21 protein-coding genes and 1 tRNA gene are annotated in these 25,689 nt (G+C 74.6%); 10 read left to right on the forward strand and 12 right to left on the reverse strand.

Annotated features, from left to right (window positions below; translation table 11 throughout):
- Window positions 1-66 precede the first annotated feature (66 nt).
- From ACFCLZ_RS12595 to ACFCLZ_RS12610, 4 genes are all read right to left on the reverse strand, one after another.
- Window positions 67-1,284 carry a cytochrome P450 gene (locus ACFCLZ_RS12595; RefSeq protein WP_380284989.1) on the reverse strand — a complete coding sequence of 406 codons (1,218 nt, stop codon included), beginning with the start codon at window positions 1,282-1,284 and terminating at the stop codon, window positions 67-69.
- Entirely contained in the window at window positions 1,281-2,711 is a 1,431-nt protein-coding gene (locus ACFCLZ_RS12600) for a hypothetical protein (protein WP_380284990.1), read from the reverse strand. The genes ACFCLZ_RS12595 and ACFCLZ_RS12600 overlap by 4 nt, the downstream gene beginning before the upstream one ends.
- Window positions 2,708-3,061, reverse strand: a complete 354-nt coding sequence (locus ACFCLZ_RS12605) for a hypothetical protein (RefSeq protein ID WP_380284991.1) — start codon at window positions 3,059-3,061, stop codon at window positions 2,708-2,710. The genes ACFCLZ_RS12600 and ACFCLZ_RS12605 overlap by 4 nt, the downstream gene beginning before the upstream one ends.
- Window positions 3,062-3,130: 69 nt before the next feature.
- Entirely contained in the window at window positions 3,131-4,471 is a 1,341-nt protein-coding gene (locus ACFCLZ_RS12610) for an alkaline phosphatase family protein (RefSeq protein WP_380284992.1), read from the reverse strand.
- 704 nt (window positions 4,472-5,175) lie between these two features.
- On the opposite strand from ACFCLZ_RS12610, the gene ACFCLZ_RS12615 reads away from it, so the two are divergent.
- From ACFCLZ_RS12615 to ACFCLZ_RS12640, 6 genes are all read left to right on the forward strand, one after another.
- Window positions 5,176-6,816, forward strand: a complete 1,641-nt coding sequence (locus tag ACFCLZ_RS12615) for a carbamoyltransferase (protein WP_380284993.1) — start codon at window positions 5,176-5,178, stop codon at window positions 6,814-6,816.
- A 95-nt stretch (window positions 6,817-6,911) separates the two neighbouring features.
- Complete coding sequence (locus ACFCLZ_RS12620; protein ID WP_380284994.1) at window positions 6,912-8,717, forward strand: FAD-dependent monooxygenase; 1,806 nt, start codon at window positions 6,912-6,914, stop codon at window positions 8,715-8,717.
- Window positions 8,714-9,277 carry an adenylyl-sulfate kinase gene (cysC, locus tag ACFCLZ_RS12625; protein WP_380284995.1) on the forward strand — a complete coding sequence of 188 codons (564 nt, stop codon included), beginning with the start codon at window positions 8,714-8,716 and terminating at the stop codon, window positions 9,275-9,277. The genes ACFCLZ_RS12620 and cysC overlap by 4 nt, the downstream gene beginning before the upstream one ends.
- 62 nt (window positions 9,278-9,339) lie before the next feature.
- The gene (cysD, locus tag ACFCLZ_RS12630; protein WP_380286151.1) at window positions 9,340-10,227 is read left to right on the forward strand and encodes a sulfate adenylyltransferase subunit CysD; all 888 of its coding nucleotides are present in this window, start codon (window positions 9,340-9,342) and stop codon (window positions 10,225-10,227) included.
- Window positions 10,227-11,537 carry a sulfate adenylyltransferase subunit 1 gene (locus tag ACFCLZ_RS12635; protein ID WP_380284996.1) on the forward strand — a complete coding sequence of 437 codons (1,311 nt, stop codon included), beginning with the start codon at window positions 10,227-10,229 and terminating at the stop codon, window positions 11,535-11,537. Before cysD ends, ACFCLZ_RS12635 begins: the two co-directional genes overlap by 1 nt.
- 79 nt (window positions 11,538-11,616) lie before the next feature.
- On the forward strand, window positions 11,617-12,642 hold the full coding sequence (locus ACFCLZ_RS12640; protein WP_380284997.1) for a methyltransferase: 1,026 nt from the start codon (window positions 11,617-11,619) through the stop codon (window positions 12,640-12,642).
- A gap of 68 nt (window positions 12,643-12,710) precedes the next feature.
- Here the strand turns inward: ACFCLZ_RS12640 and ACFCLZ_RS12645 are convergent.
- Window positions 12,711-12,785, reverse strand: a tRNA-Val gene (locus ACFCLZ_RS12645).
- Between the two features lie 328 nt (window positions 12,786-13,113).
- Between ACFCLZ_RS12645 and ACFCLZ_RS12650 the strand changes: the two genes are divergently transcribed.
- On the forward strand, window positions 13,114-14,325 hold the full coding sequence (locus ACFCLZ_RS12650) for a hypothetical protein (RefSeq protein ID WP_380286152.1): 1,212 nt from the start codon (window positions 13,114-13,116) through the stop codon (window positions 14,323-14,325).
- A 45-nt stretch (window positions 14,326-14,370) separates the two neighbouring features.
- Complete coding sequence (locus ACFCLZ_RS12655; RefSeq protein WP_350562014.1) at window positions 14,371-14,598, forward strand: zinc ribbon domain-containing protein; 228 nt, start codon at window positions 14,371-14,373, stop codon at window positions 14,596-14,598.
- On the opposite strand, the gene ACFCLZ_RS12660 is transcribed toward ACFCLZ_RS12655, so the two are convergent.
- The 3 genes from ACFCLZ_RS12660 to ACFCLZ_RS12670 all read right to left on the reverse strand — a co-directional run bounded on the left by ACFCLZ_RS12660 (window position 14,595) and on the right by ACFCLZ_RS12670 (window position 19,317).
- A complete protein-coding gene (locus tag ACFCLZ_RS12660) occupies window positions 14,595-15,494 on the reverse strand; it encodes an HAD family hydrolase (protein ID WP_380284998.1) in 900 nt (299 codons plus the stop codon). The genes ACFCLZ_RS12655 and ACFCLZ_RS12660 overlap by 4 nt on opposite strands.
- 6 nt (window positions 15,495-15,500) lie before the next feature.
- Window positions 15,501-18,032 carry a phosphoribosyltransferase gene (locus ACFCLZ_RS12665; RefSeq protein WP_380284999.1) on the reverse strand — a complete coding sequence of 844 codons (2,532 nt, stop codon included), beginning with the start codon at window positions 18,030-18,032 and terminating at the stop codon, window positions 15,501-15,503.
- A 73-nt stretch (window positions 18,033-18,105) separates the two neighbouring features.
- On the reverse strand, window positions 18,106-19,317 hold the full coding sequence (locus ACFCLZ_RS12670; protein ID WP_380285000.1) for an HpcH/HpaI aldolase/citrate lyase family protein: 1,212 nt from the start codon (window positions 19,315-19,317) through the stop codon (window positions 18,106-18,108).
- 322 nt (window positions 19,318-19,639) lie between these two features.
- Between ACFCLZ_RS12670 and ACFCLZ_RS12675 the strand changes: the two genes are divergently transcribed.
- Window positions 19,640-20,695 (forward strand): TerD family protein, encoded by a 1,056-nt coding sequence (locus ACFCLZ_RS12675; protein ID WP_380285001.1) that lies wholly within the window; start codon window positions 19,640-19,642, stop codon window positions 20,693-20,695.
- 52 nt (window positions 20,696-20,747) lie between these two features.
- Here the strand turns inward: ACFCLZ_RS12675 and ACFCLZ_RS12680 are convergent, their stop codons facing one another.
- Window positions 20,748-21,476 carry a Tellurium resistance gene (locus ACFCLZ_RS12680; RefSeq protein ID WP_380285002.1) on the reverse strand — a complete coding sequence of 243 codons (729 nt, stop codon included), beginning with the start codon at window positions 21,474-21,476 and terminating at the stop codon, window positions 20,748-20,750.
- 345 nt (window positions 21,477-21,821) lie between these two features.
- Between ACFCLZ_RS12680 and ACFCLZ_RS12685 the strand changes: the two genes are divergently transcribed.
- On the forward strand, window positions 21,822-22,928 hold the full coding sequence (locus ACFCLZ_RS12685) for a DUF2637 domain-containing protein (RefSeq protein ID WP_380285003.1): 1,107 nt from the start codon (window positions 21,822-21,824) through the stop codon (window positions 22,926-22,928).
- 116 nt (window positions 22,929-23,044) lie between these two features.
- Here the strand turns inward: ACFCLZ_RS12685 and ACFCLZ_RS12690 are convergent, their stop codons facing one another.
- The 3 genes from ACFCLZ_RS12690 to ACFCLZ_RS12700 form a co-directional block, all read right to left on the reverse strand.
- Window positions 23,045-24,151 carry a DUF475 domain-containing protein gene (locus ACFCLZ_RS12690; protein ID WP_380285004.1) on the reverse strand — a complete coding sequence of 369 codons (1,107 nt, stop codon included), beginning with the start codon at window positions 24,149-24,151 and terminating at the stop codon, window positions 23,045-23,047.
- 54 nt (window positions 24,152-24,205) lie between these two features.
- Complete coding sequence (locus ACFCLZ_RS12695; protein WP_380285005.1) at window positions 24,206-24,781, reverse strand: TerD family protein; 576 nt, start codon at window positions 24,779-24,781, stop codon at window positions 24,206-24,208.
- Between the two features lie 219 nt (window positions 24,782-25,000).
- Complete coding sequence (locus ACFCLZ_RS12700; RefSeq protein ID WP_380285006.1) at window positions 25,001-25,576, reverse strand: TerD family protein; 576 nt, start codon at window positions 25,574-25,576, stop codon at window positions 25,001-25,003.
- Window positions 25,577-25,689 lie beyond the last annotated feature (113 nt).

Below are 25,689 nucleotides of genomic sequence, written 5' to 3' on the forward strand. Positions count from 1 at the left end.
CCGTCCTCCCGGTCTCCGTGGGCCGTTCTCGGTCGCGCTTGCCGGTCCGGACGCCGCCGGCCCGGGTCAGGCCCCGGCGCCCAGCCGGACCGGCAGGGCCGCCACGCCCAGCGGCAGCAGGTCGGCGGTGTGCCGCACCTCCCCGGCCGGTACGGCCAGCGTCACGTCCGGGTGGTGGGCGAGCAGCCGGCCGATCCCGGTGGTCAGCTGGACCACCGCGAGGTCCAGTGCCGGGCAGCGGTGCGGCCCCGCGCCGAAGGCCGGGTTCGGCACCGGGTCGCGGTCGAGGTCCAGGGTGTCCGGCCGGTCGACGGTCCACGGGTCGCGGCAGGCCGCCGAGACCAGCGGCAGCACCGCCGCGCCGGCCGGCACCCGGACCCCGGACAGCTCGACGTCCCTCGTCGCGAGCCGCAGCAGCCCGTCGTTGCTCGACGGGTAGTACCGCAGCAGCTCGGCGACCGCGCGCGGCACCAGCTCGGGCTCGGCCGCCAGCCGCTCCCGGTGCTTGGGCTCGGCCAGCACCGCGAAGAGGTGCCGGGCCAGCAGGTCGCGGACCCCGATGAAGCCGGAGATCACCAGGCCGTGCAGCAGGGTGGTGCGCTGCTCGTCCGTCAGGTGCTGCCCGCCCGAGGCCGGTTCGTCCAGCCCGAGCAGGACGGTGGCGACGTCGTCGGCGGGCCGCTCCCGGCGGGCGGCGAGCAGGTCGGCGAAGGCCTCCCCCAGGCGCGCCCGGCAGGCCTCGGTGCGCTCGTCCTCGGCGCCGCCGGCCAGCAGCAGCGCCTCGATGTCGCCGGTGATCCGCGGCCACGACGCGCCGTCGAAGCCGAGGAGTTCGCAGATCACCCGGCCGGCGAAGGGCGCCGTGTAGTCGGCCACCAGGTCGACCGGCGCGGTGGCGCCGGCCAGTGCGGCGAGCAGCTCGTCGGCGATCGCGGTGATCCGCGGGCTCCACCGGGCGACCCGCTCGGGGGCGAAGCCCGCCACGACCGGCGCGCGCAGCGCGGTGTGCCGGGGCGGGTCGAGGTCGACGATGCCGGCGCCCTGGCCGCGGCCGAAGCCGCTGCCGGGGAGCACGGCCGCCTGGTAGCGGCTGAACACCGGGTCGGTCAGCACGGTCCGCACGTCGGCGTCCCGGGTGACCAGCCAGACGTGCTCGCCGTCGGCGAGCCGCACCCGGGAGACCGGGTCCTCGACCAGCAGCCGGGCGTACTGCGGCGGGACGGTGCCGCCGGGCCCGGCCGGGTACGGGAAGGCCTCGGCGGCCGGCAGGTCGGCGGCGCTCATCGGCCGGCACCCTTCGGGTAGCGGACGGGCCGGAACACCGTCGGAACGATCGGCTCCCACCGGAAGTCCTGGGCGAGCAGCTGGTTGTCCAGCTGGTGTTCCACCACGATGGTGCCGGCCCCGTAGTCCTCGGCGATCTGCTCGACGTCCTCGGCGGTGACCAGTGCGCGCGGGTCGCCGAGCCGCTCGGCGACGCCCCGCGCGGGGGCCAGGAGCTCCAGCGCGAAGCCCCGGGCGATGTGCTGGCGGTGGGTGTGCGCGGCGGCGATCAGGAACTCCGGCCCGTGCTCGAACAGGAAGTGGCACAGCGCGCGGGCCTCCAGGAAGCGCCGCGGCCGCTCGGTGAACGTCCGGTTGGAGACCAGCACCGGACCGCCCGCCCCGGTGCGGGTCCCGTAGCCGACCAGGCCGCGGTCGACGTACGGCACCGGCTCGACGTGGTGGGTGAGCAGGGTGTCGGTCTCGAACCGCTCGGTGTCCGCCGTCCCGGCCCAGGCCCGGACCCTGCGGGCCAGTTCGTAGCCCAGGTGCCAGGCGTTGTCGAGCCGGTCCGGCGCCTGGAAGGTGGCCCGGATGTCCGCGCTCAGCTCGCGCAGCTCGGTGATCGCGGGGTGGGCCTGGCCGCCCTGGCCGGCCACCTCGCGGGCCCGCTCGACCCACCGCAGCCGGTCGGCGACCCGCTGCGGGGCGACCCCGTTGAGGAAGTCCGTGGCCATCGGCTCGGGCAGTTCCCGCACGGTCCGGACGATGTCCGCCGCGTACGGCCCCGCCTCGGTGTACGGGTCGAGCCCGAGCCGCGCGGCGGCCCGGCAGAACGCCTCCTCCGCCGGGTCGGTGGCGCCGAGTTCGGCCCACTCCCGCTGCAGCGGGGTGCCGGTGATGCCCCAGTCGGCGAGCCGGGCGACGACCGCGTCGACGAAGCCGCGCAGCGCCGCGGCGAGCGCCTCGGAGCCGACCACCGCGTTGCCGCGGGCCACGTGCCGCGGGCCGGGGCGCCGGGCCGGGACGCCGTCGGGCATCCAGACGATCCGGGTCTGCCGGCCCTCGGGCACGATCATCGCGTCCGGCCAGCGGAAGCCGCCGCCCGCCGCCCGCAGGGTGTGCCGGCGCGAGCGGACCCACCAGGATCCGCGCTGGTCGCCGACGCCGTTGCGGTAGGCGAAGCGCAGCTGGGAGATCTGGGTGCCGGGCCGGGCGTCGGCCTGCAGCGACCACCAGTGGAAGGCGATCCACTCGGCGAGCGGGTAGAGCGAGCCGGTGGTGTACGGGCGGACGGTGCCGGCGACCGGGTCCTCGACGGTGGTCAGGGGGGTCTCCGAGCCGACGGTGATCTCCAGGTCGGCCCAGGTGGCGGTGAGTTCGTCGGCCGGGACGGTCGAGGGCTCGTGCCACTTCCAGGTGAACGCGACGTCGGGGAGCGTGCTCATCCGAGGCCCTCCGGCCACTCGCTGGGGTGCAGGGGGTAGCCGGTGTACTGGCCGGTCAGCCGGCCGGTGAGCCGGAACTCGTGGACGTCGTCGCCGTCCCGGTGCCACACGTAGGCGGGGAAGCCGCTGTCCCAGGGGCCGCCGACCGGGCCGTCGGCGAGGGCCTCGCGCAGCAGCTCGACCGGGGCGCGGTCCCCGGCGCCGGTCCAGTGCAGGACGTCCGGCGAGGGCGGGTCCCACGGGGTGAACGAGGCTTTCGGGGCGAGCACCGCGCGGTCGGCGCCGCCGGGCGGCTCGGACACCGTCCGGCGCTGCGGGCGCCCGCGCTCGGGCGCGCGTATGTCGGACATGGCTGGGACCTCCGCTGCGGTTCGTGGGCGGGAAGCGGGAGTTGGGGAGCGATCGGGGCGTGCGGTGGATCAGTCGACGGTGCCGAGCGGCCGGCCGGGCCAGCCCTCGGGCACCGGCAGGCCGTGCAGCCGGGCCAGGGTGGCCGGGACGTCGACCGGGGCGGCCGGCCGGTCGTCGGCGTGCCGGGCGGCGAAGCCGGGGCCGAGCCCGGCCCAGAAGGACTCCCGGCGGTGCCAGCCGCTCTGCCAGGTGCGGTGGACGTGCGCGGCCCACTGGGGGTCGCCCATCGGCAGGTAGCGCCAGTCGGCGGGTTCCATGACCAGGTCGGGCGCGCCGGCCGTCGCGGCGCCCGGGTAGACCTCCTCGCGGTCCAGCACGCCGGTGAGGAACGGCCGCCCGGTCCGCGGGTTGATCGTCTCCAGCAGCGCGGCCCGCACCTCGTCGCGGACCCGCCGGTAGTCGTGCTCGGCGATCCGCCCGGCCTTGTAGCGGTCCCGCAGGTTGATGTTGATGCCGTGGGTGCCCTGGACCGCCTCGAAGGCGGTGGTGTTCGCCCAGTCGACACGGCCGTCCGGGGTCTTCGCGAGCAGCCCGGCGCGCTCCAGGTCGTCGTTGACCGAGCAGTAGTTCCGCAGCGGCCCGAAGCCGATCTCGGAGAACGCCAGCACGTCCACCCGGTCGCCGGCCGCCGCCAGGGCGTCCTGGATGACCTGGTCGCAGGTGCGGTACGCGGCGAACACCGCGCTCTCCTGCTCGCGGTCGGGGCCGTGCTCCAGCTCCTGCCAGTAGATGTGCGAAGTCCGGTCGATGCTGGTGAGGTTGACGATCACCACGTCGTGCTCGGGGAGCAGCGCGAGGGCGGCCCGGCCGCGCTGGCGGTCGGCCTCCAGCAGCCGGGGCAGCAGTTCGTCGCGAGGCTGGCCCGTCCAGAAGATCGAGACGTCGTGCACCGGCCGGATCCCCTGCTTGGCGAGCCGGCGCTGCAGGTCGCGCGGGTGGCTGGCGTGCAGGGTGGCGTACATCGGGTAGCTGATCACCGAGCCGTCCGTCGGCTCGATCGGGTGGGTGCCGAAGAGCCCGATCGAGGCGAAGCGCAGCCCGGCGAAGGTCTCGTGCTGCCAGAGCAGCGGGTGCCTGCGGTCGCCGGAGCCCAGCACCTGCGGCGAGTACTCCGGGTCGTGGCAGGTCCAGTAGGAGAAGTAGCCGTGGTCGGCGGCCCGTTGGCCGGTGAGCACGCTCACCAGTCCGGGCGGTTCGTAGGGCGTGCCCTCCGCGACCAGCGGACCGTGGGCGCCCTCGGACCTCAGCCGGGCGTACCCGGGCAGGAGCCCCTGGTCGCACCAGCGGTCGAGCAGGGCGGGCGCGGCCCCCTCGGTGATGATGACGATGGTTCGTTTCCGCTCAGTCACCCATTACTCCCTCGGCCGGCCGTACAGGGGATCGGGTTGCCGGATGGTGGACACCGGCGGGTATTCGAGCTCGGGTCGCACAGACGCCGCGGCACCACGACCGGGCCGCACCGGGAACGGGGGGCGGGCGCGGGCGTCGGGGCACGACGGCGGACGGGCCGCCCGGCCGGACGTGAAGGACGGCCACCGGGGCAACGGCCCGTAAATCACGGTAGCGGTTCCGCCAGTTGTCGTGTCCCGCGCGGATTGACGTTGGCCGAAAAGGCGCTCGCCGGACGGCCGTCCGGACCCGCCGGCGGTATCCGGAACGCCCCTTCCCGTTCCGCTTGGGCCTCGTGTCCGCGCCGCTCCCGCTCCGTACCCGAAGATCCCTTGTGTCCCCGGGGCCCGCTGGGGACGCACCGCCCGGAAAGGCCATTCAAGCCAACTCCGGCCACGGACCGGCACCCCTTCTTGACAGTCTGTGACGCGACTTGACTAGAGTGCCGCTGTCGCCCCGGTTCCCGGGTGCCCCGCTCCGCCGACACCAGGGACGGCTTCCGGCCGTCCCTCCGGTGCGCGTTCCTCCAGCCCTTCTCCGGTGTGCGTTCCCCCATGCCCCCTCCGGTGTGCGCTTCCTCCTCCGCCCGGCCGGCCCGTCCGCGGCCCGGGGCGGTGAGCCCTGTCGGCGCCGACCGGTGTCCTCGCGAAGGAAAGGACCTGCTATGACCGTGTTGGGCCTCGGCGGTTCCGGGCACGACTGGTCGTCGTGCGCCACGGACGGCAACCGCCTCGTCGCCGTCGACGAGGAACGCCTGGTACGCAGCAAGTACGGACTGGGCACCGACCTGCTGGCGGGCGTCAGCAGGCAGGCCGTCCTGGCACAGCTCGGCAGCACCGCCGCCGAGGTGGAGCACGTCGTCGCCTGCGAACTGGTGCCACGCCCCTTCTACCACTCCTTCCGCCACCGGGTGCAGGTGATCAACCACCACCTGGCGCACGCCTACAGCGCGTTCGCGGCCTCCGGGATGAGCCGCGCCGCCGTTCTCGTCTGCGACAACTCCGGCAGCCTGGTGGCGGGCGACCGGACCGGCCCCGACGGCCGCGAGGCGGAGACGATCAGCTCCTTCGTCGCCGACCGGGACGGCATCCGGCTGCTGGAGCGGGTCAGCGGCGCGCACGTGGTGGACGCCGCCTCGGAGAGCGCCTACTACCAGCCCGGCGAGACCGACAACTCGCTCGGCCACTTCTACCGCACCGCCAGCATCGCGATCGGGCTGGCCTACACCGGGCCCAAGACCCGCTTCCCGGTCAGCGAGGACGGCAAGACCATGGGCCTGGCCCCGTACGGCGACGAGCGGTTCGTCGACGAGCTGGCCGAGCTGGTCGACCTGCGCCCCGGGGGCGGGATCGGCATCTCCGCGAGCAAGGTCGCGCACGTACTCGAACGCCTCGCCCGGGACGCCGACTTCGACACCCGGGCGGCGATCGCCCGGGCCGCCCAGGAGGTACTGGAGCGCGCCCTGGTGCACTGCGCCCGCGCCCTGCACGCGCGCACCGGGCTGACCGACCTGTGCATCGCCGGCGGCGTCGCCCTGAACAGCGTCGCCAACGGCCGGATCCTCCGGGAGACCGGCTTCGAGCGGATCTTCGTGGTGCCCGCCGCCGGCGACAACGGGATCAGCCTCGGCTGCGCCTACTACGGGCTGCACCAGCTGGAGGGCGTGCCGATGGACGAGCTGCCCGCGTTCACCGACTCCTATCTCGGCCCGGAGTACCCGCAGGCGCGCGTCGACGCGGCGGTGGCCGCCTCCGGGCTGCCCGCCCGGCGGCCCGACGACCTGCCCGGGGAGGTGGCCGCGCTGCTCGCCGAGGGCCGGCTGGTCGGCTGGTGGGACGGCCGCAGCGAGTTCGGCCCGCGGGCGCTGGGCCACCGCAGCATCTTCGCGGCGCCGTACCCCGCCTCGGTGCGCGACCACCTCAACGAGCAGGTCAAGTTCCGCGAGTGGTTCCGCCCGTACGCGCCGATCGTCCGCGCCGAGCGCAGCGACGACTTCTTCGACCTCGGGCAGCCCTCGCCCTACATGCTGATCGTCACCCGGGTGACCCGGCCGGACGTCATCCCGGCCGCGTCCCACGTGGACGGCACGGCCCGGCACCAGACCCTGTTCGAGCACCAGAACCCCACCGTGCACGCGCTGCTGGGCGAGTTCGAGCGGCTCACCGGCTGCCCGGTGCTGCTCAACACCTCCTTCAACACGGCCGGGGAGCCCATCGTCGAGACCCCGGAGGAGGCGGTCGCGGCCTTCGCCTCGATGAACCTCGACCACCTCGTCGTCGGCGGGCACCTGCTCGGCAAGTCCTGAACGGCGCAGGGGCGCGGCGGCGCCGGACGGACCGGCGGACGGAAGGCGGGCGGAGGACGCGTGGCGATGCCGGAGAAGCGGGAGAACCAGGGCTCATGACCGTACTGGTGGTCGGAGGAGGGCCGACGGGCCTGGCGGCGGCGCTGTTCCTGGCCCGCGCCGGCATCACCGTCCGGCTGCTGGAGCGCCGGAGCACCACCTCGCCGCTGCCCCGCGCGACCCACGTCACCCGGCGGACCATGGAGCTGCTGCGCGAGGCCGGACTGGAGGCGGAGGTCGCGGCGGTCGGCTTCGAGGTGGTGCCCGGCGACGACCCGCGGGCGCGCACCGAGCCGGACCGGGTGCTGCCGCGGACGGTGGTCGGCGTCAGCTCGCTCGCCCGGCTGGACGCCGCCGAGGTGCTGGAGACCGGCGAGGAGGAGCTCGCCGTCCCCGGCCCGTGCCCGCCGTTCTGGTGCGGCCAGGACCGGATGGAGCCGCTGCTGCGCGAGGCCGCCGTCCGGGCCGGGGCGGACGTCCGGTTCGGCCACGAGCTGGTCGGGCTGGACGCCCGGGCGGACGGCGTGCTCGTCCGGGTGCGCCGCCCGGACGGCGGCGAGGACCGGTTCGCCGCCGGCTACCTGGTCGCCGCGGACGGCGCGCACGGCTGGATCCCGGAGCACGTCGGCATCGTCCGCACCGGCCTGGGCACGGTGGCCCGGCGCACCAGCATCCTGTTCCGGGCCGACCTGACCGGGCTGATCGGCGACCGCCGCTTCTTCATGAGCATGATCGAGAACCCCGGTTTCTCCGGCGCCATCATGCAGCTCAACGACCCGAACCGCTGGGCGGCGGCCGTCGAGACCACGGCCGTGCGGACCGGCCCGCAACCACCGGACCCGGACGTCCCACAGGCCCCGCCCGACCCCGCCCGCTGCCTGGAACTGCTCCGCGCCGCGATCGGCGTGCCCGGCCTCCCGCTCGACCTGTCCGCCACCTTCCACTGGCAGGCCCGGCACCGGATGGCCGACCGCTACCGCAGCGGCCGGGTCCTGCTCGTCGGGGACGCCGCCCACCTGCACCCGCCGGCCGGCGGCTACGGCTCCAACATGGGCATCCAGGACGCGCACAACCTGGCCTGGAAGCTCGCCGCCGTCCTGCGCGGCTGGGCCGACCCCGCCCTGCTCGACAGCTACGACGCCGAGCGGCGCCCGGTCGGCGTGGCCACCGCGCAGCAGACCCTGCTGCTGGACGGCGTCCCCGCCGAACGGCTCGGCGGCGCGCCCGTCGCCGACCCGCGCACCATCATCATGGGCTACCGCTACCGCCCGGCCGCCGCCGACGCCGACGACGCCCCCGGCACCGCCGAGGCCCCCGACTCCATCGACTCCATCGACTCCGACGACCCCTTCGGCGCCGACGACGACGCCGGGCCGCCCGGCCCCGCCGCCCCGTTCGCCGCGCTCCCCGCCGAGTTCACCCTGACCGGCGCCCCCGGCAGCCGCCTGCCGCACGTCCCGGTCCGGCTGCGCCGCGGCGGCCGCCCGGTCACCGCCTCCACCCTCGACCTCTGCGCGCCGGGCCCCGCCGGCCCGGAACTCACCCTGCTCACCACCGACGAACGCTGGCGCGCCACCGCCGCCGAGGTCGCCCGCGAGCTCGCCGTCCCGCTGCGCGCCCACGTCCTGCCGGCCGGCGAGGACCGCCCCGGCGCGCCGTCCTTCGCCCGGTCCTGCGGGACCGGACGGGCCGGCGCCCTGCTGGTCCGCCCGGACGGCTTCGTCGCCTGGCGCTGCGCGACGCACACCGCCCCGTCCGACGAGCGGCGCCGCCGACGGCTGACCGCGGCCGTCCGCGGCCTGCTGGCCCTGCCCGCCGACCGGGCCGGCACCCACCCCCTCAGGCTCCGGAGTGGCCGATGACCCCCCACCGCCCGTACTGCACCTGCTGGCCCGGCGCGACCGTCTGGCTCACCGGGCTGCCGAGCGCCGGAAAGTCGACCATCGCCGCCGAGGCGGCCCGCCGTCTGGAACCCGACTTCCGGCGCGTCGAGATCCTCGACGGCGACCACAGCCGCACCCTGCTCACCGCCGGCCTCGGCTTCAGCCGGGAGGACCGCTTCGTCAACGTCCAGCGGATCGGCCTGGTCGCCGAGGTGCTCGCACGCAACGGCGTCCTGGTGCTCGCCCCGGTGATCGCCCCGTACGCGGACGCCCGCGAGGCCGTGCGCAAACGCCACGAGCAGTCCGCCACCACCTATCTGGAGGTGCACGTCGCCACCCCGGTCGAGGAGTGCGCCCGACGCGACGTCAAGGGCCTGTACGCCCGGCAGGCGACCGGCGCCCTGACCGGGCTCACCGGCGTCGACGACCCCTACGAGCCGCCCGCCCGGCCCGACCTCGTCCTGCCGGCCCACCGGCAGAGCCTGGACGAGTCGGTCGACGCGCTGCTGCGGCTGCTCGCCGATCGGGGGCTCGCGTGAACCGCCCGCCCGGGACGCCGGGGACGCCCAGGACGCCGGGGACGCCCGGGCCGCCGCCCGACCTGCCGCACCTGACCGAACTCGAGTCCGAGGCCGTGCACATCGTCCGCGAGGCGGTCGGCGAGTCGGAACGCCCGGTGCTGCTGTTCTCCGGCGGCAAGGACTCCGCGGTGGCGCTCCACCTGGCCCGCAAGGCCTTCGCGCCCGCACCGCTGCCCTTCCCGCTGCTGCACGTCGACACCGGCCACAACTTCCCCGAGGTGCTCGCCTACCGCGACCGCACGGTCGCCGCCCACGGCCTGCGGCTGCACGTCGCCTCGGTCCAGGAGGCCATCGACCGCGGCGAGTTGACCGAGCGCCCGGACGGCAGCCGCAACCCGCTGCAGACCCACGCGCTGCGCCGCGCCCTCGAACGGCACCGCTTCGACGCGGTGTTCGGCGGCGCCCGCCGCGACGAGGAGAAGGCCCGCGCCAAGGAGCGCGTGTTCAGCCTGCGCGACGAGTTCGGCGGCTGGGACCCGCGGCGCCAGCGCCCCGAGCTCTGGCAGCTGTACAACGGCCGGCACGGCCCCGCCGAGCACATGCGGGTCTTCCCGCTCTCCAACTGGACCGAACTGGACGTCTGGCAGTACGTCGAGCGCGAGCGGATCGACCTGCCCGACATCTACTTCGCCCACCGCCGCGAGGTCTTCCGCCGCGACGGCATGTGGCTCACCGCCGGCGACTGGGGCGGCCCCGGGCCCGACGAGCGCCCCGAGAAGCGCCAGGTCCGCTACCGCACGGTCGGCGACATGGCGTGCACCGGCGCCGTCGAGTCGGGCGCCACCACGGTGGCCGCGGTGATCGCCGAGATCAGCGCCTCCCGGCTCACCGAACGCGGCGCCACCCGCGCCGACGACCGGCTCTCCGAGGCCGCCATGGAGGACCGCAAGCGGGAGGGGTACTTCTGATGGCCACCCCCCGCAACGCCCCCGCCGCCTCGCTGCTGCGCTTCGCCACCGCCGGCTCCGTCGACGACGGCAAGTCCACCCTCGCCGGGCGCCTGCTGCACGACTCCAAGTCGGTGCTCGCCGACCAGCTGGCCGCCGTCGAGCACGCCTCGCGCGCCCGCGGCCTCGCCGAACCGGACCTCGCCCTGCTCACCGACGGACTGCGCGCCGAACGCGAACAGGGCATCACCATCGACGTCGCCTACCGCTACTTCGCCACCCCCAGGCGCCGGTTCGTCCTCGCCGACACCCCGGGACACGTCCAGTACACCCGCAACATGGTGACCGGCGCCTCGACCGCCGAGCTCATGGTGATCCTCACCGACGTCCGGCACGGCGTCGTCGAACAGACCCGGCGGCACGCCGCCGTCGCCGCCCTGCTGCGGGTGCCCCACCTCCTGCTCGCCGTCAACAAGATGGACCTGGTCGACTGCGCGGAGCCGGCGTTCACCGCCGTCGCCGAGCGGTTCGCGTCGCTGGCGGGCTCACTGGGCATCGGCTCGGTCACCGCGATCCCCCTGTCGGCCCGCGACGGCGACAACGTCGTCACCCCCTCCGACCGGATGGACTGGTACGGCGGGCCGACCCTGCTGGAGCACCTGGAGACCGTCCCCGCCGCCGGCGAGCCCGAGGACGCCCCGGCCCGCTTCCCGGTCCAGTACGTGATCCGCCACGGCGGGCGCGGCTACGCCGGTCGGATCTCGGCCGGAACCCTGCGCGTCGGCGACCGGGTCGCCGTCCTGCCGTCCGGCCTGACCAGCACCGTCACCGCCATCGACGCGCTCGGCACCCCGGTGGCGGCCGCCCGCGCCCCGCAGTCCGTCACCGTCCGGCTCGCCGACGACCTCGACGTGGCCCGCGGCGACCTCCTCGCCCCCGTCGACTCCGCGCCCCGCCCCACCCGCACCGTCGAGGCCACCGCCTGCCACCTGCACGACCGCCCGCTGCGCACCGGCGACCGGGTCCTCGTCAAGCACGGCACCCGGACCGTCCCCGCGCTGGTCACCGCGATCCCGGCCCGGCTCGACCCGGACGGCCTGCGCCCGCTCCCGGCGCACGACCGGCTGGACGTCAACGACCTCGGCCGCCTCACGCTGCGCACCGCCGAACCGCTGCCGGTCGACCCGTACGCCCGATCGCGCCGCAACGGCTCGTTCCTGCTCATCGACCCGGCCGACGGCAGTACGCTCACGGCCGGCATGGCGGGCCCGCCGCCGTCGGCGGCACCGGGGGCCGACTCATCCGATCCACAGGCCCGTTCACCCCGATAGCCCGCCCCCCAGCACCACCCGGGGCCGACCCGCGGCGCGGGCCGGCCCCGTCCCGTCCCCGCGACCCCCGGAGACCCGCATGCCCCAGCAGCCCGAGCCCCTCGACCCCCACCAGGACATGGTCGCCCTGCTCCAGGGAGCGTGGCGGGCCCGCGCCGTCCATGTCGCCGCCGAACTCGGCCTACCCGACCTACTGGTCTCCGGCCCGCGCGGCGTCGCCGAACTCGCCGAGCTCACCGGCACCCACGCCCCCACCCTGGGCCGCCTACTGCGCGCGCTCACCACCTTCGGCGTCTTCCACCGCCTGCCGGACGGACGGACCTACGGGCAGAGCCCGCTCTCCGCCGTCCTGGTGAGCGAGCCCGCCAACCCCGAGTCCACCGACGCCCGCTTCATGGCGGCCAACTGGCACTGGGCCGCCTGGGGCGACCTCCTGCACTCGGTGCGCACCGGCGAGTCCTCCTTCGAGGTGGCCAACGGCGGCGTCTCCTTCTGGGAGCTGACCAAGACCGACCCGGACGCCAAGCGGCGCTTCAACGCCGCCATGAGCGCCGTCTCCGTCGCCGAGAGCACCGCCACCGCCCGCGCCTACGACTTCTCCGCCGCCCGCCACGTGGTCGACGTCGCCGGCGGCCTCGGCAGCCTCCTCGCCGCCGTCCTCACCGAGAACCCCGCCCTGCGCGGCACCGTCCTGGAACGCCCCGAGACCGTCCCGCTCGCCGAGGACCTCCTCGCCGCCGCCGGCGTCGACGGCCGCTACGAGGTGGTGGCCGGCGACTTCTTCGAGTCCGTCCCGCCCGGCGCCGACGTCTACACCATCAAGCGCGCCCTGCACGACTGGGACGACGACACCATCGTCCGCATCCTCGGACGCATCCGCGAGGCCATGCGCCCCGACTCCGTCCTCCTCGTCATCGAGGGCATGGTCGGCGACGACTCCGACCAGGAGGCCCTCTTCCGCGGCCTCCTCCTCACCGTCCTCGTCGGCGGCCAGGACCGCCCCGAGTCCGACTACCGCACCCTCGCCACCCGCGCCGGCCTCCGCACCACCCGCACCGTCCGCGTCGGCGACACCCTCCGCATCCTCGAGACCCGCCTCCCCTGACCCCCCACCCCCCGACACGCCGAAGGGCCGGTCCGGAGCCTCAAGCCTCCGAACCGGCCCTTCACGGGTGGTGGGCGCGGACGGTTTCGAACCGCCGACATCCGCTTTGTAAGAGCGGCGCTCTACCGCTGAGCTACGCGCCCCCCGGGTCGCGCGGGACCCGGTTCGGGCGCACGACGAATGCTTAGGGTACCTGGTCCGGCGGGGTGGTGTGGTGGGGGTGGCCGGGGTGGGACGGGTGGGGTGCCGGTGGAGCGGGGCGATCGGGAAGAATGGGTGGTGGATCAACGGTCGGGAACCAGGGAGCGCGCAGTGAGGGTGGCCGGCGGAGGCGGGCGGGGGCGGAGGCGGGCGGGGAACGCGGTGGCCGAGGCGCTGGTGCTGCCGCTGGTCGTCGCGGGTGCGCTGGGGGCCGCGGGGGCGGCGTCGTTCGGGACCGGCGGCTGGTGGGGACGGCGCGGCGGGGAGGGCATGCGGGCGGACGCCCGGGCGGCCCGGGACGCGGCGCAGCAGGCGTTCTACGACGTGGACTCCACGCAGCGCGAGGCGCGGCTGGCGGTGGAGACGGTGCGCTCCGCCGGGGACGGCGCGACGGCGCGGCGCGCGGTGGCGGACTTCGAGGCGATCTCCGGCCGGGTCGACCAGGTGACCGTGAACTACCTGACCGCCCTCGACGCGCACGACCTGGACGCGGAGGACCTGGAGTCCGGCACGGCCGCCCGGGCCAAGCACCAGCTGGACGACGTGAAGGGGCAGCTCGGGTCCGCGCTCGCGGAGCTGAACGACTTCCTGCGCAAGCTGCGGCCGACGCTGGACCGGGCCGAGCAGCAGCTGATGCGGGTGACCCCGGCGATCGAGCAGGCCAAGCGGGCGCTGCTGGGCGCCGGCAACGCGCTGGACGCCGCGCGCGGCGCCGGGCTGCGGGCGGACGGGCTGGCGGCGCGACTGGCGGAGCTGGCGCCGGAGCTGGGGCGACTGAACGAGGGGGTGGCGCAGCACGGGGTGCCGGACACCCTGGAGCGCGCCGAGCGGGTGCGGGAGCGTGCGGAGGCGATCGCGGCCGAGGCCGGGCAGCTGCCGGAGCGGGCCCGGGAGATCGACCGGCGGGTGGCCAGCCTGCGGACCAGGATCCAGGCGCTGGAGACCAAGGCGGAGACGGTGGAGCCCGCGCTGAGCGAGCTGCGCCGGCGGTTCTCCGCCGCGTGCTGGCAGGACCTCCAGCGGGTGCCGGACCAGGTCGCGGAGGCCGGGCGGGCCGCCGGGGACAAGCTCGCCGAGGCCGCCCGGGCCCGGGGCGAGCAGCGCTGGGCGGACGCCACCGGCGCGCTGGGCACGGTGCGCGCGCTGCTGGACGCGGCGGACGGGTCGGTGGTCGCGGTGAACGACCGGCTGCGGCAGCTGAACGAGGTGCAGATCGACCCGACCAAGGAGATCGAGCGGGCCCGGTTCGCCCTGCGGGACGCCCAGCGCCTCGCGATGGCCGGGCGGCACGCGCCGGATCCGCGGCACGCGGGGCCGCTGGACGCGGCGGTGGCCCGGCTGGACCGCGCGGTGGCGGAGCTGGAGTCGGCCGGGCGGCACCCGGACTACTGGCGGTTCCTGACCGAGCTGGCCGCGGTGCGGGAGACGGCGGCGAACGTGGTGGAGCTGATCCGCGGGGAGCTGGGCGGCGGCGTCAGGTAGCCGGAGGGCCACCACGGCGGGCGCGGCGCGGATACGCTGACGGACATGCCTCGTTACGACTTCCGCTGCCGCGCCTGTGGCGCCACCTTCGAACTCCGCCGTCCGATGGCGCAGGCGGGCGACCCCGCCGTCTGCCCGCAGGGCCACCAGGACACCGTGAAGCTGCTGTCGACCGTCGCCGTCACCGGCGCGGCCTCCGCCGGCGGCGCGCCGCAGCAGGCCCCGTCGGCCGGTGGCGGCGGGGGCTGCTGCGGCGGCGGCTGCTGCGGCTAGGACACGCTGACGGGGGCGGCGTCGGGCTCGACGGCCTCGCCGCGCACCCGGGCCAGGAAGCGGCGGACGATCTCCTCGCCCGCCGCCACGCCCACCTCGTCGAGGACGGTGACGCCGGGCGCCGTCCACCCGGTGTCGGCCAGTTCGCCGTGGCCGGGGCGCCAGGCGGCGTCGGCGGCGCGCAGCAGGTCGGCGTCGAGCAGCGAGTCCCCGGCGGACAGCACGGTGGCCCCGCCCACCCGCCGGACGACCTCGGCCAGCGCCGCGCTCTTGCTGAGCGGCTCCGGCACGGCGTACACCTTGCGGCCCTGGAGCGAGACGGTCCACCCGCGTTCGGCGCACCAGCCGGTGAGCTCCGCGAGCCAGCCCTGCGGCAGCTCGGCGCGCTCGACGACCAGGTAGGCGAACAGCTCGTCGGCGACCCGCCGCTTGTGCGTCCACTCGGGGTCCGCGCAGAGCGCCAGGTGCTCGACCACCTCGGCCAGCGGCGCCGCCCCGGCGGCCAGCCGGGCGGCCATCTCGTCCTGCCAGTCGGCGTCCGGCACGCCGTCGACGAGCAGCCGTCCGCCGTTGGCGCAGATGGCGTACGACGGGACCCAGCCGGGCGTCGGCCCGGGCAGGTTGACCCGCTCGTACTGGGCCCGGGTGCGGGTGGTGGCGGGGACGAGCACCGCCTCCCGGGAGAGTTCGACGAGCAGCTCGGCGGCCTGCTCGGTCATGAACGAGAGCGCCTTGCCGTCGTGCACCTCGACCGAGAGCAGTCGCGGCGCGAGCCGGTCCGGCACGTCCAGGGCCAGCGCGCGGTTGGAGTAGATCAGGGTGCGGTCGAGGTCGCTCGCCACGAGGAAGCGGCCCGCGGCGCCGCCGTTCATGCCACCGCTCAGGTAACCAGTCATCGGGGTTCAGGACTCCTTCACCAGGACGGCCGTGCCGGAGGCGCCGGTCGCCCCCCGGGTGTAACGGGGGTGGATGAGGCCGACGCAGGAGTACGGCAGGTCGTCCACCTCCTCGACCGGGACCCCCCGCTGGGCGGCGAGCAGCCGGACGTGGTCGAGGTCGGCACCCGCGCCGCGCCGGGCCAGCACCCGCCAGGGGACGCGGCGCAGCATGACCCGGGTGGTCTCGCCGACGCCGGGCTTGACCAGGTTGACGTCGTCGATGCCGAACTCGGCGCTGATCCGCTCGACTGCCGCCCAGCCGGCCCAGTCGGGGGTGCGCTCCGCCTCGTGCTCGGCGGAGCCGAACCGCCCGGCGGCCGCGACCGCCTCGGCCCGGACGTCCTCGAAGTGGTCGGCGACGGTGTCCAGGAAGGCGCCGGAGACGTCCGCGCCGGCCAGTTCGGTGTAGTGCTTGGCCCCGTGGAAGTCGTCCGGGCCGATCAGGTCGGCGCGCAGCACGGTGCGCGAGACCAGGCCGGAGACGGTCGAGTTGAGGCAGGCGGAGGGGATCAGGAAGTCGTCCCGGGTGCCGAAGGTGGACACGCAGCGGCCGGGGTCGGCGAGGACGGCGAGGCCGGGGTCGAAGCCGGTTCCGGCGAGCGCCTCGGCGAGTTCGCGGGTGATCGCGCCCTTGCCGGTCCAGCCGTCGACGAACACCACGTCGGCGGCCCGGTGGTGGGCGTCCAGGTAGCGCACGGCGACCGGGTCGATGCCGCGGCCGCGGACGATGGAGACGGCGTAGTGCGGGGCGTCGACGCCGTGTCCGGCGGCGAGCCAGCGGCGGATCAGGACGCCGACGGGCGTGCCGGCCCGGGCCAGCGAGGCGAGCACCAGGCCGGGGCCGCGCTCGCGCAGCAGGGTCTCGGCGACGGTGCCGACGGCGAGCGCGATCCGCCGGGCGGAGGCGCGCAGGGCCTGGTGGAACAGCTCCTGGTACTCGGGGCTCGGCTGGTACTCGACCGGCAGCGACTCGGCGTAGTGGGCGCCGCCGCTCTGGACGGCCTCCTCGCGCTCCTCGGTGGGCGCCTCCAGGGCGACCTCGGAGAGGTCCTTGAGCAGCCAGGCCACCTCGTCGGCCCGGTAGGAGGAGAACGCCGGGCCGTACAGCGGCGCCGGCAGCGGGCCCGCCGGCGCGGCGGGCCGGTGGGACGGCAGCACGGCGAGCACCACCCGGTCGGTGACCCGCCGCAGCTGGCCGAGCAGGGCGCGCTCGCCCCGGTGCAGGGCCGGGGTGTCGGCGAGGTCGTCGACCACCAGGACCACGGTGTCGAAGCGGCGGGCCGGATCGGCGCCGGGGGCGACGTTGTAGACGTAGCGCTCGCGCGAGGAGTCGTCGGCCGGGTCGTCGTGGGCGGGGAAGGCCAGCCGGGTGCGGATGGCGTAGCCCGGGTCGTCGACCGCGAGGACGGGCGAGCGGGTGGTGGTCGAGCTGTGGACGCGGTCGGCGCCGCCGGGGAGCCGCTCGGCGAGCGCGCCGGCCAGCCGCAGCGGCGCGTACATCAGCTCCTCGAAGCCGAGCACCAGCACCCGCCCGCCGCCGGCCGGGCCCCGGCCGTCGGCGCCGTCCTCGACCGCCGCCGCCAGCTGCTCGGCCAGCGCCGGCAGCGCCTCCTCCAGCCGCGCCCGGTGCTCCGGGGTGAAGCCGTGCCGCCCGCCGTCGGGCAGCCCGTCCGGCCAGGCCAGGTCGACGCGCACCAGCGGCGCGGCCGGGGCGGCCGGCGCGGCCGGGGGCTCGGGGGCCGCTCCGGCCTCGGCGATCAGCCGCTCGGCCCGGTCCAGGATGTCCGCGGGCAGCTCGACGCCGCCGCCGGCCAGCGCCACCAGGTCGAGCCGGACGCCGAGTTCGGCGGCGGTGTCGGCGAGCCGCCGCCGGTCCTCGGCGCCGCGCAGGTCGACGAGCGCGACCACCACGTAGTGCGCGCGCGGGTGGCGGGTGTGCAGGGCGCGGATGGTGTTGAGCACGGTGGTGCCGGTGGAGAACTCGTCGTCCACCAGGACGAGCGGGCCGTCGCCGGCGAGCAGTCCGGGGTCGGCGGGCAGCAGCAGGTGGGAGGTGGCGTGCGAGTGCTCCTCCTCGAACCCGCCGAGCGGGACGAGTCCGGGCACCGGGCGGCGGGTGGAGTGCAGATAGGGGGCGTCCAGCCCGTCGGCGACGCTGTGGCCGAGGCCGGTGGCGGTCTCGGCGTAGCCGAGCACGACGGCGCGCGCGAGGCTCTGCCCGCCGAGCGGGCCGAGCAGCTCGCGGACCCGGCGCCCGAGTTCGAGGCCGGCGCCGTGCACCACGGCGGGCCGCTGCGGGACGTGCTTGCCGAGCACGGTGGAGACCAGCAGGTGGGCGCGCTTGCGGTTCTCCCGCAGGGCCAGGCCGACCAGCTCGGGGAGGCGCTCGGAGCCGGTCAGCGCGACGCCGGCCCGCTCGGCCACCCAGCGGCCGGTCCACTCCTGCGGTCCGGCGGACGGCTCCGGTCCGGTCCGCTCCTGCTCTGCTGCTGTCACGAAGGGGTCCTGCTTTCGGTGGTGCGGTGCGATGGGCAAGGTCGGTGGGGGCGGGCGCGCCCGGGCGGGCCGCTCAGCGGCAGAGGCAGGCCGACAGCAGCTCCGCGAAGCTGACGTCCTCGCGGGCCACCCCGAACACCTCGGCGCGCAGCATCACCCGCTCCGCCCAGGCCCGGTGCGGCTTGGCCTCGTTCATCTTGTTGGTGTACGCCGAGCGCAGCACCCCGCCCCCGCCGCGCTCCTGCTGGAGGATGTCGCGGGCGTCGCTGTACTCCTCGTGCGTGACGACGGAGAGCGCGTGCACCGCGGGCACATGGCTGGGGTGGATGCAGGTCTTGCCCAACAGGCCGTTGGCGCGGTCGAGTTCGATCTCGCGGATCAGCCCGTCGAGGTCGTGCTCGATGATCCGCCGGCGGACCGCCTCCCGGGAGGGCTCGGCCTCGGCGAACGGGGTGCGGCGCAGCTGCGGCTTGAACATCCGCTCCTGGACGGGGAAGTACTCCCAGACCGGGCCGGTGACGGTGAACCCGGTGCCGTCGGCGCGGCCGAGGACGTTGACCACGTCGCCGATCACGGAGGCGACCAGGGCGACGTCGTACGCGGTCAGGTCGGGCGAGCGGCGCAGGCCGTAGGCAGAGCAGAGGTCGGTCACGCCGAGGCGGACGGCGAGCACCCGCTCGCGGTGCTTGTCGAGCAGCCGGGCTATGCCGAACAGCTGGTCGCGCCGGGTCTCCAGGTGGGCGAGCTCGGGGGACTCCAGCACGGGCATGGCGAACAGCCGGCGGCCGGTGGCGGCCCCGGCCGCGGCGAGCGCCTCCAGGAAGTCCCCGCCGGTCTCCTCGGTGAACTTGGGCAGGACGAAGCCGGTGAGCACGCCGATCGCCGGTCCGAGCCGGTCGGCGAGGTCGGTGAGCTGGGCGGCGGTCCGCACTCTGATGAAGAGGAGGGGAAGATCCTGTGTGCAACCGGTGGAGGTTTCGGCCGCTCCGCCACCCTCCGTGACCTCCGTCCACAGCGCGCCGAGCTGGGCCACCAGGTTGGCCTCGGCCTGCGGCACCTCGTGGTCGGCGATGGCGTCCTCCAGGCAGAGGACCATCGAGACGACCCCCTGCGCGGCCTGCTTGCGGATGTCCGCGCGCAGGGCGGGCCGGGTGGCCGGGCTGTAGAGCGTGGCCCCCAGGGCGGTGGCCAGCACGGCCGGGTCGCCGTCCGGGGTGAACTCCCCCGGTGCCGCGAGAAAGAGCCGGTCGCGGACGTCGTCCGCCAGGTGGCCGAAGTGGCGCAAGGTGCTCTCCTCAGGAGTTCGGCCGCCGGTCCGGCGGAGGCGGGGAGGGACGGTGACGAGCCCCGGTGCAACACCCGGTTCAACCGGCTCGACGGCCGTCGTGGTTCCCGGCCCGGTTCCGGCCGGTCACCGTCGACCGGCGCCCGACGACTCCCGCCCGCCCATCGTACGGACGGCTCCGGGCGCGCACCGGTTCCGCAATGGCGAATTCTCGGAAGGTTACCCTCCACTTCACAAACCGCAAGCGTTGGCAAAGTCCCACCACGACGCCTCCTGCGGTCACGTTGTCCGAAGGGGTGGCGAACAGGCAGGATGGTCGGCTATGACGCACGTGATGGCCAAGGGCGCCAACATCGCACTGCCGGTGGCGGCGGTCCGCGCCGTGCTGCGCTGGAGCGCCACGCCCGGTGCGCCGGACGTGGACGCCTCCGCACTGCTGCTCGGCCCGGGCGGCAAGGTCGGTTCGGACGCGGACTTCGTCTTCTACAACCAGCCGCGCCACCCGTCCGGCCTGGTGCGCCACCTGCCGAAGCAGCAGAGCGCCGACGGCACCGAGATCACCGACACCGTCGAGGCCGAGCTCGGCAAGCTGTCGGCCCACGTCGACCGGGTGGTGCTGGCCGGCTCCTCCGAGGGCGGCTCGTTCCGCGCGGTGGGCGGGCTGCGCCTGCAGCTGTTCGACGCGGCGGCCGGCGAGGGCGCGCCGCCGCTGGCCGAGTTCGCGATGGCCGACGGGGACGAGGTCACCGCGCTGGTCGCGGGCGAGCTCTACCGCCGGGCGGGCGCCTGGAAGTTCCGGGCCGTCGGCCAGGGGTACGCGTCCGGCCTGATCGGCCTGGCCACCGACTTCGGCATCACCGTCGAGGACGAGGGCGACACCGGCGCCCAGCCCGCCCAGTCCCAGCCCCCGGCCGGACCGCCCGCCGCCCCGGCCGCGGACCCGCGGACCGCGCTGCCCGACCCCCGGCCGGCCGGCCGCCCCGAACCGGGCACCTTCACCCTGGCCCCGGCCGTCCCGCAGCCGCAGGCCGCCGCCCAGGCCGCCCCGGCGCCGGCCGGCGTCCCGGCCAACACGCCCCCGCCGCCGCCCAACCCGCCCACGGTGCCGCCGAACGTCCCGCCGGCCCCGACCGCGCCGCCGGCCCGGCAGCCCGGCTACGGCTACCCGCCGCAGGCCCCGCAGCAGGGCGGCTACGGCTACCCCCAGCAGCCCGCGGCGCCGACCCCGGACTACCGCTACCCCCAGCAGCAGGCCCCTCAGCAGGGCGGCTACGGCTACCCGCCGCCGAACACCGCGCCCCAGGCGCAGCAGCCGCCGGCCCCCGCCGCCGAGGAGTTCGCCCTGCCCCCGCAGGGCCCGCAGTTCCAGCCCCGCTGAGCCGCCTCCCGCGCCCGGCCCCGCCCGCACCGGCCCCGCCCCGGGCCGGGGCTCACTCCGGCTTGTACCCGCGCTGCCACTGCATCCCGAAGCCGTACAACCGGTCGATGTCCGCCTGGAACCCGTTGACGTAGCGGACCTCGCGCCGCACGGTGAGCGTGTTGTCCCCGGAGTTCTCGATCAGCACCACCGCGCAGGACCGCGCCGCCGGGGCCCGCTCCTCCAGCTTCACCTCGATCCGCGGCCCGGACTGCGGCACGATCGTCACCACCGCGTTGGTCTGCTCGAAGGCGGGCGTGCCGTCGTAGATGTACACGAAGACCAGCAGCCGCTTGAACTGGTCCTTCTTCTCCAGGTTGATGTACATCGTCTCGCCGGACGGCGCGCCGTACTGGTCGTCGCCGCTGAGCTTGACGTACGGCGGGTGCTGGAGGTCCCCGAGGAGGCCGCCCAGCGGCTGCACCACCCCCCGCCTGCCGTCCGCCAGCTCGTACATGCAGGCCAGGTCGAGGTCCACGTTGACCTGCGCGTTCTGGGCGGAGTCCGGCTCCATCGGGCTGAGGATGCGCGGGCTGAAGAACCGCCGCACGGTGTCCCCGGCGGACGCCCGCGGCGCCCCCGCCCGGGTGGTCCAGTGCAGGTTGACGTAGAGGTAGCCGGTGGTCGCCGCCGCGCCGGTGATCGCGTGCTGCGGTGACGACTTGGTCAGGGTGACCTTGAACTGGCCGCCCGTGTCGAGGGCGTTCCGTTCCCCGCGCAGGTACTCCCAAATCGAGGCCATGCCGTCCTCCCCCAGCCCCGCCAGTCGCTCTGACGGTCCGCCGCTCCATGATCGGGCATCAACCCGCCCGCCGGGTACCCGAACTCCCCTACCCACCGCCGCTGCGGGGACACCGTCCGGACACCGGCGGGTCGATTGGCGGGGCGAAGGCCACCTCCCGTACCATGCCGCCACTTCGGACGCGATATCGTCTAGCCGCACAGGTGTCCCGTACGCCCCTCTTCCGGGCGTGCCGGGCCGCCCGTCCGACCACGACGCATCGTCAGGCCCGGTCCCGGGGACGAGCCCTGACCACCGTGTCGCACTGTGACCTGTCCCCTGCGGAAACCCGAGGCCCGACCCGCAATGAACCTGACCTCCATACAGCTGGTCTGGACCGTCATCGGCGGCGCAGCCCTGCTGTTCACCGCCATCCTGGTGGCGACGCTGCGCTTCAAGAACAACAACCGGAAGCAGGATTCCAGCGACTCCTGGGAGCGCAGCGAGGAGCGCCGCCGGCGCAAGGAGATGATCTACGGGATCTCCTCCTACGTGCTGCTGTTCTGCTGCGCCGGCGTCGCGGCCGCGCTCTCCTTCCACGGCCTGGTCGGCTTCGGCAAGGAGAACCTCGGCCTGTCGAACGGCTGGGAGTACCTGGTGCCGTTCGGCCTGGACGGCGCCGCGATGTTCTGCTCGGTGCTCGCCGTCCGCGAGGCCAGCCACGGTGACGCGGCGCTCGGCTCGCGTCTGCTGGTCTGGGTGTTCGCGATCGCCTCGGCCTGGTTCAACTGGGTGCACGCCCCGCGCGGCATCTCCCACGACGGCGCCCCCGAGTTCTTCTCCGGCATGTCGATCTCGGCCGCGATCCTCTTCGACCGCGCGCTGAAGCAGACCCGCAAGGCCGCCCTGCGCGAGCAGGGCCTGGTGCCGCGCCCGCTGCCGCAGATCCGCATCGTCCGCTGGCTGCGCGCGCCCCGTGAGACCTACGCCGCCTGGTCGCTGATGCTGCTGGAGAACGTCCGCAGCCTGGACGAGGCGGTCGAGGAGGTGCGCGAGGAGCGCCAGGCCAAGCTGGACGCCAAGGTGCGGGCCCGCAGTGCCGACCGCCGCGAGCGCGCCGAGCTGAAGGCCATCTCCCGCCAGTCGGGCGGCATGCTCTCCCGCAACCGCGGCAGCCGCCAGGTGCCCGCCCTCGCCTCCGCCGGAGACGGCCCGAGCGCTACGGAGCCTGCCCTAGCCGCCGAGGCAGACGCTTCCACCGCCACCGCCGGCGCCTCCGCGCTGAGCACCCTGGAGACCGGCCGCCGCCCGCGCACCGCCGTCGGCAGCGGCACCGCCTCCTCCTCGGCCTCCTCCTCGTCCTACCGCGCCGGCTCGGCCATCGACCTGACGCCGGACGACGACACCCTGTCGATGCCCAAGCTGGACTCGCTGGAGCGCAAGCTGCGCGCCATCGAGCAGCAGCTCGGCTGAGCATCCGCCACGCACGACGCCGAACGGCCGTTCCCCACTCGGGAGGAACGGCCGTTCGGCGTCGTGCTGTCGTGCTGTCGTGCGGTGCGCTGTCGCGCGGCGCGGGGCCCGCGGGGCTACTGGGCGCTGCCCACCAGTTCCCGCTCCCCCTCGCCCCCGCCGTCGGCGCCGTCGCGCCGGTTGCGCAGGATCGACGAGCCGAGCGCGAGGCCGATGAAGGCGACGCCGATCAGGCCGGTGACCATCTCCGGGATGTGGTACTCGATGCCGACCAGCAGGATCACCGCGAGCGCGCCGATCGCGTAGTGCGCGCCGTGCTCCAGGTAGACGTAGTCGTCCAGGGTCCCCTTGCGGACCAGGAAGACGGTCAGCGAGCGGATGTACATCGCGCCGATGCCGAGGCCCAGGGTGATCTGGAAGATGTCGCTGGAGATCGCGAACGCGCCGACCACGCCGTCGAAGGAGAACGAGGCGTCCAGCACCTCCAGGTACATGAAGAGGAAGAACGCGGCCTTGCCGCCGACCTGGACGATCGACTTGCCGGACTTCTCAGCCGCCTCCTCCTTCTCGCTCTCCTCCTCCAGACCCGACTCGAAGACCGAGGCGAGCCCGTTGACGCCGAGGTAGGTGACGAGGCCGAGCACCCCGGCGAGGAGCACCGTCTCGGCGTGCTCACCGGCGAAGAAGTTGGACGCCAGCAGCAGGGTGACCAGGGCGACGACGGTGGAGAAGGCCTCCAGCTTGCCGACCTTCTCCAGCGGGCGCTCGATCCAGGCCAGCCAGTTGTAGTCCTTCTCCTCGAAGATGAAGTCGAGGAAGATCATCAGCAGGAAGACGCCGCCGAAGGCCGCGATGGCCGGGTTGGCCTGCTCCAGGTACTGGCCGTAGGTGAGGCCCTCGTACGTCTTGTCGCTGTGGATCGCGAGGTCGATGACCGTCGCCGGGTTGAGGTGCGCGGTGAGGCCGACGACCAGCAGCGGGAAGATCAGCCGCATACCGAACACGGCGATCAGCACGCCGACGGTCAGGAAGATCTTCTGCCAGTACGGGTTCATCCGCTTCAACACCGTGGCGTTGACCACCGCGTTGTCGAACGAGAGGGAGATCTCCAGGATGGAGAGGATCAGCACGATGCCGAATCCCTCGGCTCCCCAGAGCAGGCCTGCGGCGATCAGTCCGAGAACGGTGATCGCGAATGACCAGCCGAATGTGCGGAGGAACACGGGACTTGGTTACCTTTCGGGTTCATGGCGGGACGATCATGACGATCGCGGCCTTTACTGTACGTTTACGCCGAAATCGAGAGCAATGCCCCGCAGGCCCGAGGCGTAGCCCTGGCCCACCGCGCGGAACTTCCACTCGCCCGCGTACCGGTACAGCTCGCCGAAGATCATCGCGGTCTCGCTGGACGCGTCCTCGGTGAGGTCGTAGCGGGCGATCTCCTGGCCGTCCACCGAGTTGACCACCCGGATGTACGCGTTGCGGACCTGGCCGAAGTTCTGCGACCGGTTCTCGGCGTCGTAGATGGACACCGGGAAGACCACCTTGTCGACCTGCGCCGGCACGAGGTCCAGGTTGACCAGGACCACCTCGTCGTCGCCGTCGCCGTCACCGGTCAGGTTGTCACCGGTGTGCTCGACCGAGCCCTCGGGGCTCTTGAGGTTGTTGTAGAAGACGAAGTACTCGTCGCCCAGCACCCGGCCGCCCGAGCAGAGCAGCGCGCTCGCGTCGAGGTCGAAGGGCGCGCCGGTCGTGGACCGGGCGTCCCAGCCGAGGCCGATCTGCACCTGGGTCAGATTCGGCGCGGCCTTCGTGAGCGAAACATTGCCACCCTTGGCGAGCGTGACACTCATGGCTTGTCCTTCCTCCCTTGCCTCCCGGGGCGCATCTCAGGTCTATTCCCCCGCGACCCCGGCCGGCCCCTTCCGGCCGGCTGAACTTTCCTGAACTCCCATCCTTCCAGTGCGCCCGGAACGACGGAACGGCCGGGGCGCCCGCCGACGCCTTCGCGTCCGCGGCCGCCCCGGCCGTTTCGCACTGCTCGCCACCGGGCCGTCACCGGCCCGCCCGACTCAGACGTTCACGCCGAAGTCCTGGGCGATGCCGCGCAGGCCGGAGGCGTAGCCCTGGCCGATCGCGCGGAACTTCCACTCGGCGCCGTTGCGGTACAGCTCCCCGAAGACCATCGCCGTCTCGGTGGAGGCGTCCTCGGTGAGGTCGTACCGGGCCAGCTCCTTGTTGTCCGCCTGGTTCACCACGCGGATGAACGCGTTGCGGACCTGGCCGAAGTTCTGCGACCGGTTCTCGGCGTCGTAGATGGACACCGGGAAGACGATCTTCTGCACATCGGCCGGCACGGTCGCCAGGTTGACCTTGATCGCCTCGTCGTCGCCCTCGCCCTCACCGGTGAGGTTGTCACCGGTGTGCTCGACCGAGCCGTCGGGGCTCTTGAGGTTGTTGAAGAAGACGAAGTTGCCGTCCGCGCCGACCCTGCCCTGGTCGTTGCAGAGCAGCGCGCTGGCATCCAGGTCGAAATCCGTGCCCGTGGTGGTGCGGACGTCCCAGCCGAGCCCGACCACGACGGCGGTCAGGCCAGGGGCCTCCTTGGTGAGCGAGACATTGCCGCCCTTGCTCAGGCTGACACCCACTTGTCCTCCAAGATTCGGGAGGCACTCCTCGGTGCCCCGTGGTGCGGTCCGAGGCTCCGGCGGTGGAACCGTCCCGGGCCTCTGACCAGCCAACGAGCCGATCGTAGTGCGCG

Origin of the sequence: Kitasatospora purpeofusca, assembly GCF_042691725.1 — a bacterium.
Classification (GTDB): domain Bacteria; phylum Actinomycetota; class Actinomycetes; order Streptomycetales; family Streptomycetaceae; genus Kitasatospora; species Kitasatospora purpeofusca_B.